This is a genomic window from Leisingera sp. ABM4_103, assembly GCF_056158685.1.
Genome location: NZ_JBSWTU010000005.1, coordinates 1,004,914 through 1,017,580, shown reverse-complemented (window position 1 = coordinate 1,017,580; position 12,667 = coordinate 1,004,914). Strand labels below are relative to the sequence as shown.

Below are 12,667 nucleotides of genomic sequence, written 5' to 3'. Positions count from 1 at the left end.
CCTGCGGCTGCCAAAGGTTTTTCTGAAGAAAGCGGCGGGGTCAGACCGAGGGGATCGGGCGGTTGTCCTGGACCCGGAACAGGTTCACCTTGCGGCGTTCCTCCTGCGGGGTGACGCCGAAGCTCTCGCGGTAGTGCTGCGACAGGGTCGAGGAGGTGGCGTATCCCACCGCATTGGCGATCGAGGTGATCGAGTCGCGGGAGTACATCACCAGCTGCCGCGCCGCGTTCATCCGCAGGGTGCGGTAGTAGATGGCCGGGCTTTGGCCGGTGGCGGATTTGAAGCTGCGCTCCAGCTGGCGCGGGGACACCCCGATCTGGCTGGCTGCATCGCGGATCGACACCGGGTGCTCCAGGTTGTCGGCAAAGAGCTCGACGGCCTTGGCCACCGGCGGCGGAAGGCTGTCGGCGGTGCTGTCGGTCTTGAAGGCGGGGATCTTCTGGCGCACGCCCTCGGCCCGGACCATCGGGTGCTGGAACCAGCAAGCGACCTCGGTCATCACCGCGTCGCCCAGGGTCTGTTCGATGAGTTTCAGCGAGAGGTCGAACATCGCCGCGGCGCCGCTGGCGGTGAAACGGCGGCGGTCGAGGACAATCACGTCGTCGACAGTGGCGAGGGACGGGAATTCGGCGGTGAAGGCGGCCTTGTAGCACCAGTGCACCGAGCAGCTGTGCCCGTCCAGCAGGCCGGAGCGGGCCAGCGGGAAAACCCCGCCGGAGACGGCGCCCATCTTGGTGCCGTGGCGGGCCAGGTGGCGCAGCTTGCCGTTGGAGGCCTTGGGGTCGTCAAATTTGCCTTGCGGGCCGGACAGCAGGAACAGGGTGTCGATGTCCTCAGTCTGGTCGAGGGAACAGTCGGGCTGGAAGGCCACATTGGCGGAGGCGTTCACGCTGGCGCCGGTCTCGGAGATCAGTTTCCATCGGAAGGTTTCGGTGCCGGCAATTTCGTTTGCCGCCCGCAGGGGTTCGATGGCCGAAGTCAGGCAGGCCATTGGAAAGCCGGGGAAAATCAGGAAGCCGAGAGTCATGGTGTTGTCGCGCTGCATGGGGTTGATATTAGCTTGCGAAAGGGGATTCGCACAGCAGCGAAAGGGTGCCCGCGCCGTACAGGAAGGGGAAAACGGCGCGGGCGGATCTGCTTAGTTTTGCAGATACAATTCCAGCGAGTCGTCCAGGGCGTCTTTCCACGGGGTGTGGTGCACGGGCGCCATGGTGCCGGTGATGACCGATTTGTAGGAGTTGTTGCGGAAGGCCATGATGTCCTTGGCCTTGTGCCCCTTCCATTCATAGAAGGCCTGGCAGGCGCCGGCCACGTCGAAGGTCGGGTAGTCGGTCTCTTCGATCAGCTCCAGCACATAGTCGCCCTGGTACTTGATCGCGTATTTGACGTCGTCAGAGGCTTCTTCGCGCTCTTCACGTTCTTTCACGTCGGCCAGCAGGGTTTCCTTGTCCGCCGGGATCTCGATCTTGCCCATGATCGCGTCGCGGACCCACCAGGCCTGGGCGTCGAACATGTTGAAGGTGAACCACTGATCCTGCATGCCCAGATAGAACATCTTGGGGTTATGCACATAGACCACGCCTTTATAGAGGTCGGCGGCGGCCAGGCGGTTGGCGGTCTTCAGGCGCAGATCGTCCGGCAGGAAGTTGAAGTAGTGCTTGTAGCCGGTGCAGAGGATGATCGCGTCGATCTCTTTCTGGGTGCCGTCGACGAAAGTGGCGGTGTTGCCGCTGACGGATTCCAGCGCCGGTTTTTCTTCCCAGTTGTCCGGCCATTTGAAGCCCATCGGCGCCGAGCGGTAGGAGGAGGTGATGGACTTGCAGCCGTACTTCCAGCACTGCGAGCCGATGTCTTCGGCGGAGTAGGAGGCACCGAGGATCAGGATGTCCTTGTCCTTGAACTCGCGGGCGTCGCGGAAGTCGTGGGCATGCAGCACGCGGCCGTTGAAGGTGTCGAACCCGGGGTAGAACGGCACGTTCGGGGTCGAGAAATGGCCGGAGGCGCAGATTACGTGGTCGAAGTCTTCCTTGTAGGTGCTGTCCTTGGTGTGGTCATGCACGGTGACGGTGAAGTTGCCCTGGTCCTCGTTGTATTCGACCCAGCGGATGGCGGAGTTGAAGCGGATCCACTTGCGCACGTCGGCTTTCTTCACCCGGCCTTCGATATAGTCGAACAGAACGGCGCGCGGCGGGTAGGAGGCGATTTGCTTGCCGAAGTGCTCCTCAAAGGAATAGTCGGCGAATTCGAGGCCTTCCTTGGGGCCGTTTGACCACAGGTAGCGGTACATCGAGCAGTGCACCGGCTCGCCGTTCTCATCCAGGCCGGTGCGCCAGGTGTAGTTCCACAGGCCGCCCCAGTTGTCCTGCTTTTCAAAGCAGACGATCTCCGGAATTTCTTCGCCCTTGTTGGCGGCGGACTGGAATGCGCGCAGCTGGGCCAGGCCGGAGGGGCCGGCGCCGATGATGGCAATTCGCTTCTTGGTCATGTGGCTCTCCCATTGGTATAGACCAATATGTCTGTTTGGTTCTTTTGGTCTGATCCAATAAGGTCCAAAATTGCACCGCCGAGTCAACATATTTTCACGGAAGGAATATGATTTTTCCCGGATTGGACTGGCGGGGCAGAGAATTATTGTTAGGATTCAGGCCATGAAGACGACGAGTTTTGCGCACCAGCTGGCCGCCCGCGCGGCGCTGCCCCGGCTGTCGGTGGGGATGACAGAATCAGTGAATATCGGCTTTCTGGGCCCGCTTTCGGGCCGGGTCGAAAGCTGGGGGCTGCCCGGATTGAACGGCTGCCGGATCTGGGAGGACGGTCTGAACAAGGCCGGCGGGCTGCTGATCGGCGGCCGCCGCTACCCGATCCGCATTCACTCCTATGATTGCGGTCATGACCCCGAACGCTCGCTCGAGGGCGCGATGGAGCTGGTGCAGAAGCACAACGTCAAGCTGATGCTGATGCTGGGCGGGGACTCGTTTGCACCGGTGCGCGATTTCCTGATGCGCAACAAGGTGCTGACATCGACGCTGCTGCCGACCGACCTGTCGCCGGACACGCCCTATCTGATCGCGCCGAGCGAGGCGCATCCGATACAGAACGTGACCGGGGTGGCGTGGCTGGCGGAAAACCGGCCGGAGCTGAAAACCGTGGCCCTGTGCAGCCAGGCCGATCTGCTGGGGCTTCCTGCGCAGGCGGTCTATAGGGCGGCGTTCAAGGCCGCGGACAAGCAGATCCTGCGGGAAGTGCAGTATGATCCGGGCGCCAGCGACCCGGCGCCAGTGGTGGATCCGATGCTGGAAAGCGGCGCCGATATCCTGTGCTGGTGCTCGTCCTATGCGCCGATGGTGCATGCGATGACGGAATATGCTTATGCCAAGGGCTTCAAGGGGCAGATCATCAGCTGCACCCTGGATGGCTATGACCAGCTAGTGGAGAAGACCTCCGCCGAGTTCATGGAAGGGATGGTGTTCCAGTTCCCGGACTTCGACGACCCGATGCTGCGGGAGAAGGCGTTTTTCTTTAACCGTCCGCATGTGTTCTACGAGGAGTACAACCGCCGCTTCCCGGGCAGCTGGTCGGCGGTGAGCTGGGAGTATGTGGCGATCCTGGATATCTGGCACAGCGCGGTGGAGAAGGCGGGTTCGGTTGCGCCGCCGTCGGTGCTGGCGGCGATGAAGCAGCTGGGGCATGTTACCCACGCCTTCGGTCACGCGGAATGGTGGGGCGAGGATATTTTCGGTATTTCCAATGCTTTGGTTGGCGATTGGCCGGTGGTTACCATTCAGGACGGCAAGGCGCGGATCGCCGCGTTCAGGTCGATACCCGCTTGGCTGGCGCAGCACTCCAATCTGCTGAAAGCAGAGATGGAAGCGCTGGGGCAGCTATGGCACCAGCGGCTGGAAAGCGGCGCGCCGGGCAGCCAGGTCGGGTCACGCGCCGTGCAAGGCTGACCGCGCACAGGGCTTGGGCAGGCTCAGATCTCCTGCAGCAGCAGTTTCTGCTCGTCGATCAGGTGCAGCTTGATGAATTCCACCGCGGATTCCACATCGCGTGAGGCGATGGCGTTGAACAGCGTGTTATAGCGTTTCTGATAGTCCTGAATGCGCTGCGGCGTCAGGTGGCGGCGGCGCAGGGCGGTGCGGTAGGACAGGCGGCAGGCTTCGATCGTCAGCTCGTAGCAGGAATGCAGCAGCGGGTTGCCGCTGCCCTCGGCGATCTTGCGGTACAGATCCTCTTCCGCTTCGATGAACTCACCCGGATCGGTGCGCACGGCTTCGACGCGGGACAGAATCTCGTCCAGCTCCTCGATCTGGCGCGGAGTCATGTTGATCACCGCCAGACGGATCAGTTCCGGCTCCAGGATGCCGCGCACCACCAGGTGGTCGAGCGGCGACACTTCCTTGGCCAGCGAGGAATAGGAAGCCTCGGGCTTGGGGTCGGAGCGGAATTTGACAAAGCTGCCGGAACCGGGGCGGCGGTGGATCACGTTCTGGCTGGCCAGAACATCCAGCGCTTCGCGCACCGTGTTGCGGGCCACCCCCAGTTCCGAGGCCAGCGTCCGTTCGGACGGCAGGCGGGTGTCGACCGGGTAGGTGCCTGCCTTGATGCGGGCAAACAGCGTGTCGATCACCACCTGTACGGTGGCGCCTACCGAATGCGTGGTCAGGATTTGCGAGGTCGTCTCTTCCGCTGAGCTCATATCTGTTTTCCGGGCCGGACGAGCGGGAGAATCCCCTGCTCCTGATCACTGTGCCAAGGGTGCAAATACCGGTTTTGGCGGCCGGTGCGCAACCGTCTGACACAGCTGTGAGTTGCCGTCAGCCTAGCGGTTTCTGCGCCGGACGGCAAGAAATCAGGCAAAATTGGTTCTGAAATTGGTTTCCGGTCAGGATTCTGAAGGTAAGCCGTAAGGTCATGTTTTGATGCCGTTTTTGACATCAACTTTGCCGCAAATTAGTGCCTTTGGTACTATTTTGGTGCCTTTTTGGTGCGTAAAGTGAAAGAAAATTTCTTGGAGGTGAACCATCTCGCTGCTAGCCTTGGTCCAGGATGGGTCCAATTTACGCAAACTGGTTCAGTGATGTTTAGCTGGCATCAGGGTTCCGCGATACAAGGCCCGTCCCGCAGAACACACCGCCGCAAAAAACAGGCGGGTCCAACATGGGAGAAGAAGATGATTTCCAAGATCGTGAAATCGGGGCTGACCCGGCGGACGTTCCTCAAGTCGACGGCGGTCACCGCGATGAGCGCCGGCCTGCCGGGCGCGTCGCTGGCGGCGGGCAATACCATCAAGATCGGTTTCCTGGCGCCGCTGACCGGCGCGGTGGCGGCCTGGGGCAAACCGGGGCTGGACGGCTGCCAGATCTGGGCCGAGCGGGTCAACGCCGCAGGCGGCATCAAGCTGGGTGACGGCAGCTACAACGTCGAATTCGTCTCCTATGACAACGAATACGATCCGGCGAAGGCACGCACCGGCGCCACCAAGCTGATCCGCGAGGACGGCGTCAGCTTCATCATGATGCTGGGCGGCGATACCTGGCCCGGTGTGCAGCCGGTCGCCGACAAGACGGGGATGCTGTTTTCCACTCTGCTTCCGTCGGACCTGTCGCCGGATACCAATACGCTGATTGCGCCGGCCGAGGTGCATCCGATCTACAACGTGACCGGGGTGGAGTGGCTGGCCGAGAACAGGCCGGAGCTGAAAACCGCGGTGATGTGCGCCCAGGATGACGCGCTGGGTCTGCCGTCGGTTGCGACCTACCTGGCGGCGTTTGAGGCGGCGGGCATCGAGATGCTGGACGAGCCGCTGCTGTTTGACCCGGCCACCACCGACTTTGCCCCGGTGGTGACCCGGCTGATCAGCAAGAACCCGGATATTGTCTGCCTCGACACCTGCTACAGCGACTATGTGCATCCGATTGCCGAGCAGCTGTTCCAGCAGGGGTTCAAGGGGCAGATCATTTCCTGCACCGCGGATTTCTATGACCAGATGATCGCCAAGACCTCGGAAGAGTTCATGGAGGGCTTTGTCTTCCAGTTCCCGGATTTCGATGACCCGGCATTGAATGGCGATAATATCAACTTCACCGACCCGAACGGGTTTTATGCCGAGTTCAACACCCGCCACCCGGGCCAGTGGGGCGCGGTGAGCTGGGAATATGCCTCGATCATGGATCTGTGGAAAGCTGCGGCGGAAAAGGCCGGGTCGGCCAGCCCGGACGCGGTGGCGGCCGCAATGAAAGAGGGCAAGGGAAAGCACGCCTTTGGCGACGCGGACTGGTGGGGCACTGAGCTGTTTGGCATCGACAACGCGCTGGTCGGCGACTGGCCGGTGGTGGCGATTGAAAAGGGCAAAGCCCGGATCAAGGACTTCCGCTCCATTCCCGACTGGTACGCGAGGCACGGCGATCTGCTGGTCAAGCATATGAAGGCCTATGACCAGATGTGGGATCAGCGCAGCTGACCTGCAAGCCAGGCTATCAGGCGGTGCGGGACCTGTCCCCGCACCGCAAAAGCCACTGAGAAAAGAGACAATCCGATGCTGGACCTTTTGGCGCAGACCGGCCTCAACGCCGTGTATGCTGCGAGCTATATTTCCCTTGTTGCTGTGGGGCTTGTGCTGATTTTCGGTGTCATGGGCGTGATCAATTTTGCCCATGGTGAACTGTTCATGGCGGGTGCCTATGCGATTGTGGCGCTCTATGCCGGTCTGAACGTGCCGTTCTTTCTGGCTGTGGCGGTCGGCCTGCTGTTTGTGGGCTGTCTGGGCCTCTTGATGGAAAGGGCACTGTTCCGTCCCTTGAAGGATAATCCCTTGGGCGGGCTGGTCGCCTCGATCGGGTTTCTGATGATCCTGCAGGCGCTGGCGGTGATGGGGTTCGGTGTGCGGATGGTGCATATCCCGCCGGTCACGCAGGAGGTCATTGCCTTCAGTGACAAGGTGCGGCTGCCGGTGGCGCGGCTTTACGTTATCATCGCGGCAATCGTGCTGCTGTCGGCGCTTTGGTATTTCCTGAAGCGCACCAGGTTCGGCTGGGCGTTGCGGGCCTCTGCGCAGGATCCGGAAGCAGCCGCCTTGCAGGGGATTTCAATCACCCAGACCGCGCGCATCGCCATGTTCATCGGCGCAGGGCTGGCGGGGATTGCCGGCGCACTGACGGCACCGCTGGTCTCGGTCAACCCGCATATGGGGCATTCGGTGATCGTCACCGCGTTCATTGTCATCATCGTCGGCGGGGTCGGCTCATTGGAGGGCGCCATCGTGGCCTCGGTCGCCTATGCGCTGGTGCATACCTTTGTGACCACGTTCTGGGACGGTGTCCTGGCCGACATCGTGGGTCTGTCGCTGATGCTGGTGGTGCTGATCGTCAAGCCGACCGGGTTGTTTGGGAGTGCGGACCGTGCCTAAGTTCCTGATCTGGATCGCGGTCCTTGCCGCGCTGATTGCCCTGCCGCATGGCCTCAGCTTCTCGCAGCAGGAAATCCTGGTGTTCCTGACCATCAATGTGCTGCTGGTGGCCAGCTACCGGCTGCTGACGCTGACCGGTGAATGGTCGCTGGCGCATGTGGTGATCATGGGGGTGGGGGCCTATTCCTCGGCGCTTCTGACCAAGAAGCTGGGGGTTTATGTGCCGGTTTCGATGCTGCTGGGCGGGGTCATTGCGGCGCTGATCGCGGTGCTGCTGTCGTTCCCGCTGTTCCGGATGAAGGGGTTCTACTTCCTGATCGGATCGTTTGCCGCCGGTGAAATCATCCGCCTGCTGTGGAAGCGGTTCCGGGACCCCTTTGGCGGTGCCAAGGGGATCAAGGGGATCGACCCGATGCCGGATTTCTCCATCGGCTTCTACCAGTTCGATTTCTTTGAGCCGACGTCATATTACTACTTCGCCGGCGTCATCGTCGCCTTCTGCCTGTGGATCCTGTGGCGGATTGAGAAGTCGCCGGTCGGCCTTACCTTCCATGCGGTGCATTGGCAGGACAAGCTGGCGCAGGCCTCGGGCGTGAATGTGCGGGCCTACCGGACACTGGCCTTTGCCATCGCCTCGGGCTTTGCCGGCATCTCGGGCGCGCTGCTGGCGCACTATGTGGGCACCATCAATCCCAATGCCTTTGATATCGACTTGATGGTCTTTGTGCTGACCTGGGCGATTGTCGGCGGCACCGCCACCTTCTATGGCCCGATCCTGGGCTGCGTGGTGCTGACGGTGCTGAATGAGATCGTTCTGCGGGAGCTTGGGCTCGAGCAGATGCGGCCGCTAGTCTATGGCGCCATCATGATCCTGTCGATCCTGTTCCTGCCCAACGGGCTGGAAAGCATCGTGCAGAAACTCACCAAAAGACGCGCTGCGAACAGCGCGCCGGAACGGAGCCCGGCAGAATGACCGATTTTCTGGAAGTCAAAGACCTGACCATGCGGTTTGGCGGCCTGACGGCGGTGGACAGCCTGTCGTTCAAGGTGGCGCACGGCTCGATCCACGGTCTGATTGGGCCCAACGGGGCAGGCAAGACTACGACGTTCAACATGATCTCAGGCTTTTACAAGCCGACCGAGGGGCAGGTGCTGCTGCGGGGCGAAGATATCTCCGGCTTGCAGATGCATGAGGTGGCCCGGCGCGGGGTGGTGCGGACCTTCCAGCACTCGACGCTGTTTGCCGAGCTGACCGTCTTGGAGAATGCGTTGGTCGGCACCCATATGCCATTCCGCCCCAATATCTTTGCCGCAATCATCGGCTGGGACAAGGAAGACCGCAGCGGCGCTGAGGCGCGTGCGAAGGAGGCGCTGGAGTTCTTCGGCCTCGATCATGTGATGCGGGAACGCGCCGGGGATCTGTCCCACGGCCATCAGCGGGCGCTGGGCATGGCGGTGGCCTATGCCAGCCACCCGGATGTGATCCTGCTGGACGAGCCCTTTACCGGCATGAACCCGGAAGAGACCCGGCAGATGATGGACCTGATGGAGCGGCTCAAGGCCGACGGGATCACCATCCTGATCGTCGAGCATGACATGCAGGCGATCATGGGGCTGTGCGACACCATCACCTGCATGAGCTTCGGCAAGTTCCTGGCCGAGGGCGGCCCGCAGGAGATCCGCAACCATCCGGCGGTGATCGAGGCCTATCTGGGAGGGGCGCGCCATGTTGCTTGAGATGAAGAACATCGCCGTGAATTACGGCAAGATCAACGCGATCCGGAACATCTCGGTTGCGGTGCCGGAGGGCAAGATCGTCACCATCATCGGCGGCAACGGCGCAGGCAAGACCACCACGCTGCGGGCGATGTCGGGAATGCTGCCGATCACCGCCGGTGAGATCACTTTTGAGGGCAAGCGGATCGACCATCTGCCAGCCCATAAGGTTGTGGCGAACGGCATCGCCCATGTGCCGGAGGGGCGGCGGATCTTCCCGGACATGACAGTGGAGGAGAACCTGCGGACCGGGGCATTTCTGCGCAAGGACGCTGATGCGGTGGAAGAGGATCTGGAGGATGTCTTCACCCGCTTTCCGCGGCTGCGCGAGCGGCGCACCCAGATGGCCAAGACCATGTCGGGCGGCGAGCAGCAGATGCTGGCCATCGGGCGGGCGCTGATGTCCAAGCCGCGGCTGTTGCTGATGGATGAGCCCTCGATGGGGCTGGCACCGGTGATCGTCGAGGAAATTGCTCAGATCGTTGAAGAAATCAACGCCAAGGGGTTGTCGGTGGTGCTGGTCGAGCAGAACGCCGAACTGGCGCTGGAGCTGGCCGATTACGCCTATGTTCTGGAAACCGGAAATGCAGCAATGGAGGGTCCTGCAGATGAGCTTCACGGGAACGAACACGTCCGCGCCGCGTATCTGGGGCTTTAAGCGGGACGCGGAGATGCGGGTGGCGCGCGAGGCGGGCTGGTCGCGTGCCGATCTGGCCTGGGAGCGGCTGATGGAGCGGGCGCTGGCACAGGCCGGCGATGGGCGCGGGCGTCAGGCAATGCTTTTGTTCCGGCTGGCGGATCTGCTGGCGCGGGTGGCGTTTCCAGCCGCGGATTTGCGCCGGGCCGCGGCACCTGCCAATCTGGCGGTGCTGCAATTCCGGCGCGGCGCGCGGGGGGAGGCGGAGCAGTTGCAGGCCCGCGCCCTGCGCATCTGGGCCGGAGCGGCAGCGCAGGTAGAGGAAATGCAGATCGCGCCCCGCAGCCGGTCGTCGCTGTTTCATCTGCGGATGGAAGCGCTGCACCGCGATACGTTTCACGCCAATCTGAAAACCCGGGTTGGCTTGATTGCGGTTGAAACCGGTGAGACGTTGCGCAACCTGACCTCTGGCAGGGCGGCACTGCACCGGCACGCCAGCCGCTGGCGCGGGGAGAAGCCCATGGTGTTTGACAGCACCCGCAAGGTTTTGGGGGCCTGCCTGCTGCTGCTGGACGCGTAAACCGGCATGTTTTGCGGAGACGCGGTGGAACCCGGGCTGGCTGGCCCGGGTTTTCTGCTTGCACCCTTGCGGGCCGGTGCTGCGGGGCAACTAATTTCTTTCCCCAAGCGGTAGGGGGTTGGGAAAAAATGGTAATGGCAGTAAAATAATTTTCGCGTGGTTTCTTGCGCTTTGAAAAGTTTTTGCGTATCGCGCCGCTGCGCGCTTGTCAGAGGCCGTCAATAAGGAAGATAACACAGTGGCTAAACCTAAAGACGATACCGACGCAGTGGCAAATAACCTTTCTCAAGATCCGCATCGTGTCCGAGAGGGCTCGGAAAAAGTCCTGGAAGTGGCGATCGGCCGCGAAGTGCGATCGTTCCGGCGGCAGCAGGGTATCACGGTGGCGGATCTGGCCAATCTGACCGGCCTGTCGATCGGGATGCTGTCGAAGATCGAGAACGGCAACACCTCGCCGTCGCTGACCACGCTGCAGCTGCTGGCCAATGCGCTGAGCGTGCCGATCACATCTTTCTTCCGCCGTTTCGAGGAAACCCGCGAGGCGGTGCACACCAAGTCGGGCGCGGGTGTGGAGACCGAGAGGGCCGGGACAAGGGCCGGGCATCAGTATCAGCTGCTGGGCCATCTTGGCGCCAATGCCTCGGGCGTGATGGTGGAGCCCTACATGATCACGCTGACTGAGGAGTTGGATGTCTTCCCGACCTTCCAGCATGACGGTATCGAGATGCTGTATATGCTGGAAGGTGAGGTGGATTACCGGCACGGCGACAAGGTGTTTCCGCTGAAGCCCGGCGATACGCTGTTTTTCGACGCCGATGCGCCGCACGGACCGGAGAGCCTGGTCAAACTGCCCGCGCGCTACCTGTCGATCATTTCCTACCCGCAGTCGAGCTGAGGCGCGGCGGGGCGCTCCCGCCTGCTTCGCGGCATCTGAAGATGCCTCTGCACAGTTGGGCCTGGCGCCGCGCGTTGCGCGGCGCGGTTGCGTTTTGGGGCAAGCCTTGCGGATGCCGCCCGCAGCGTGCGAAGCGCGCTGCCTAGCCCAACGACGCGCAGGGGGCAGGCGCAGCCTGCCGTCTGATGCGGGGGCGGGAGGGCGCCGTTTCTCCACAGCGGGACAAAAAGAAACTGCCGGAGCCAGGGGCAACGGCAGTCAGTGAGGCGGGCCTAAGTGACAGGGGGTAGGGACGGCCCGCCAGGTCCGCTCGGGATCAATCGTCGTCGGGCCAGATACCGTCCGAGGTCGGGCTGCCATCGTCATACTGCGAGAGCCATTCCACCATCAGCGGGCGGTTGTCGATGAAGCCCTTGTAGGTCGCCAGCTCCTCCGGCAGGTCGCGGATCACCCGGTGCAGGCGGCGGGCCCACTTCGGCACTGTTACCAGATCATTGAAGCTGATCAGGTAGCAGCGGATCGGGAACACCAGCGCGTTGGAGCGGGGCAGGCGGAAGAAGGTCTGCAGCTCGACCCGCAGGTGCTGTTTCTCGCCGATGTTGTCCATCGTCAGCCCCTGCTTCATCACACCCCATTTGTGGTAGTTCTCGGGCGAGGTGTCGAGCAGCGGGTTGACTGTCATCGTCCAGTTCAGGCGGCGCGCGGGCTGGCCCTGCTGGATGTTCAAGAGGAACTTCAGCGCCCGCACGAAGATGCCCATCTCATGCGCCTTCGGCACCGGAGCGTGCCATTCAAAGAAGTTCATGCCGATGTCGAAGTCCAGCGACCAGTCGGCCTGGGTGGTTACCATGCCGGCGTCCATCCACAGGTTGTCGTCGCGCTGATCCAGCACCGCAAAGTCGCCCTGGGTCTGGCGGGTGATGTACTCCATCGGACCGTAGGGAAGGGTGCTTTCATCCAGGAAGGTGAAAGTGTCGTCGATGCCCAGCGGCTTGTTGATCCAGCGCCAGCGGTTGCCGTCCTTGTGCAGCTCAAACAAGTCCGGGTATTCGGCCGCCTTGGCCTCCATGATCAGCTCGACCAGATCCCAGCCTGCCAGTGTCATATGCGGCAGCGACTGGCAGCGCAGGGGGTCATTGGCCAGGACCCGGGCGCGGTCCTTCATTTCCGAGACGTAGTGCTCGTCCACGTCGAAGGTGCGCTCAAATACCGAACCGGGCCGGTAGGATTTGTGCGGCTCCATGTTGACTGAGTACATGTAGCTGTCTTCGTGGAACGGGAAGGGGAAGCGTTTGATTGCCCAGTCCGAGTTCTTGAAGGTGAAGTCGCCGTAGAAGGTTTCGTCGTTGAATTGGATAGTCATTTTTCTTT

General features: G+C 62.0%; 12 protein-coding genes. 8 read left to right on the top strand and 4 right to left on the bottom strand.

The features are described 5' to 3' along the window. Positions 1-40: 40 nt before the first annotated feature. Entirely contained in the window at positions 41-1,045 is a 1,005-nt protein-coding gene (locus tag ACXAED_RS06475) for a GlxA family transcriptional regulator (RefSeq protein ID WP_475047924.1), read from the bottom strand. 93 nt (positions 1,046-1,138) lie between these two features. Then, entirely contained in the window at positions 1,139-2,485 is a 1,347-nt protein-coding gene (locus tag ACXAED_RS06470) for an NAD(P)-binding domain-containing protein (protein WP_475047922.1), read from the bottom strand. Between the two features lie 163 nt (positions 2,486-2,648). On the opposite strand from ACXAED_RS06470, the gene ACXAED_RS06465 reads away from it, so the two are divergent. Further along, positions 2,649-3,950, top strand: coding sequence for an ABC transporter substrate-binding protein (locus tag ACXAED_RS06465; RefSeq protein WP_475047919.1), 1,302 nt, complete (start codon positions 2,649-2,651; stop codon positions 3,948-3,950). Positions 3,951-3,973: 23 nt separating this feature from the next. Here the strand turns inward: ACXAED_RS06465 and ACXAED_RS06460 are convergent, their stop codons facing one another. Further along, the gene (locus ACXAED_RS06460) at positions 3,974-4,699 is read right to left on the bottom strand and encodes a FadR/GntR family transcriptional regulator (protein WP_475047916.1); all 726 of its coding nucleotides are present in this window, start codon (positions 4,697-4,699) and stop codon (positions 3,974-3,976) included. A gap of 474 nt (positions 4,700-5,173) precedes the next feature. On the opposite strand from ACXAED_RS06460, the gene ACXAED_RS06455 reads away from it, so the two are divergent. From ACXAED_RS06455 to ACXAED_RS06425, 7 genes are all read left to right on the top strand, one after another. After that, positions 5,174-6,463, top strand: a complete 1,290-nt coding sequence (locus ACXAED_RS06455; RefSeq protein WP_475047913.1) for an ABC transporter substrate-binding protein — start codon at positions 5,174-5,176, stop codon at positions 6,461-6,463. Positions 6,464-6,538: 75 nt separating this feature from the next. Next, positions 6,539-7,408, top strand: a complete 870-nt coding sequence (locus ACXAED_RS06450; protein ID WP_058285443.1) for a branched-chain amino acid ABC transporter permease — start codon at positions 6,539-6,541, stop codon at positions 7,406-7,408. Next, on the top strand, positions 7,401-8,381 hold the full coding sequence (locus ACXAED_RS06445; protein WP_475047911.1) for a branched-chain amino acid ABC transporter permease: 981 nt from the start codon (positions 7,401-7,403) through the stop codon (positions 8,379-8,381). The genes ACXAED_RS06450 and ACXAED_RS06445 overlap by 8 nt, the downstream gene beginning before the upstream one ends. Beyond that, entirely contained in the window at positions 8,378-9,145 is a 768-nt protein-coding gene (locus tag ACXAED_RS06440; protein WP_475047909.1) for an ABC transporter ATP-binding protein, read from the top strand. Before ACXAED_RS06445 ends, ACXAED_RS06440 begins: the two co-directional genes overlap by 4 nt. Continuing rightward, the gene (locus ACXAED_RS06435) at positions 9,135-9,842 is read left to right on the top strand and encodes an ABC transporter ATP-binding protein (protein WP_058285446.1); all 708 of its coding nucleotides are present in this window, start codon (positions 9,135-9,137) and stop codon (positions 9,840-9,842) included. The genes ACXAED_RS06440 and ACXAED_RS06435 overlap by 11 nt, the downstream gene beginning before the upstream one ends. Continuing rightward, positions 9,793-10,401 (top strand): tetratricopeptide repeat protein, encoded by a 609-nt coding sequence (locus tag ACXAED_RS06430; protein WP_475047905.1) that lies wholly within the window; start codon positions 9,793-9,795, stop codon positions 10,399-10,401. The genes ACXAED_RS06435 and ACXAED_RS06430 overlap by 50 nt, the downstream gene beginning before the upstream one ends. 238 nt (positions 10,402-10,639) lie before the next feature. Next, entirely contained in the window at positions 10,640-11,296 is a 657-nt protein-coding gene (locus ACXAED_RS06425; RefSeq protein ID WP_475047903.1) for a helix-turn-helix domain-containing protein, read from the top strand. A 316-nt stretch (positions 11,297-11,612) separates the two neighbouring features. On the opposite strand, the gene ACXAED_RS06420 is transcribed toward ACXAED_RS06425, so the two are convergent. Next, on the bottom strand, positions 11,613-12,659 hold the full coding sequence (locus ACXAED_RS06420) for a heme-dependent oxidative N-demethylase family protein (protein ID WP_475047901.1): 1,047 nt from the start codon (positions 12,657-12,659) through the stop codon (positions 11,613-11,615). Between the last annotated feature and the right edge of the window lie 8 nt (positions 12,660-12,667).

What these genes read in the sequence shown, in the direction of transcription:
- ACXAED_RS06475 (WP_475047924.1), bottom strand. Translation starts at nt 1,045, where the DNA reads ATGCAGCGCGACAACACCATGACTCTCGGCTTCCTGATTTTCCCCGGC.
- ACXAED_RS06470 (WP_475047922.1), bottom strand. Translation starts at nt 2,485, where the DNA reads ATGACCAAGAAGCGAATTGCCATCATCGGCGCCGGCCCCTCCGGCCTG.
- ACXAED_RS06465 (WP_475047919.1), top strand. Translation starts at nt 2,649, where the DNA reads ATGAAGACGACGAGTTTTGCGCACCAGCTGGCCGCCCGCGCGGCGCTG.
- ACXAED_RS06460 (WP_475047916.1), bottom strand. Translation starts at nt 4,699, where the DNA reads ATGAGCTCAGCGGAAGAGACGACCTCGCAAATCCTGACCACGCATTCG.
- ACXAED_RS06455 (WP_475047913.1), top strand. Translation starts at nt 5,174, where the DNA reads ATGATTTCCAAGATCGTGAAATCGGGGCTGACCCGGCGGACGTTCCTC.
- ACXAED_RS06450 (WP_058285443.1), top strand. Translation starts at nt 6,539, where the DNA reads ATGCTGGACCTTTTGGCGCAGACCGGCCTCAACGCCGTGTATGCTGCG.
- ACXAED_RS06440 (WP_475047909.1), top strand. Translation starts at nt 8,378, where the DNA reads ATGACCGATTTTCTGGAAGTCAAAGACCTGACCATGCGGTTTGGCGGC.
- ACXAED_RS06435 (WP_058285446.1), top strand. Translation starts at nt 9,135, where the DNA reads ATGTTGCTTGAGATGAAGAACATCGCCGTGAATTACGGCAAGATCAAC.
- ACXAED_RS06430 (WP_475047905.1), top strand. Translation starts at nt 9,793, where the DNA reads ATGAGCTTCACGGGAACGAACACGTCCGCGCCGCGTATCTGGGGCTTT.
- ACXAED_RS06420 (WP_475047901.1), bottom strand. Translation starts at nt 12,659, where the DNA reads ATGACTATCCAATTCAACGACGAAACCTTCTACGGCGACTTCACCTTC.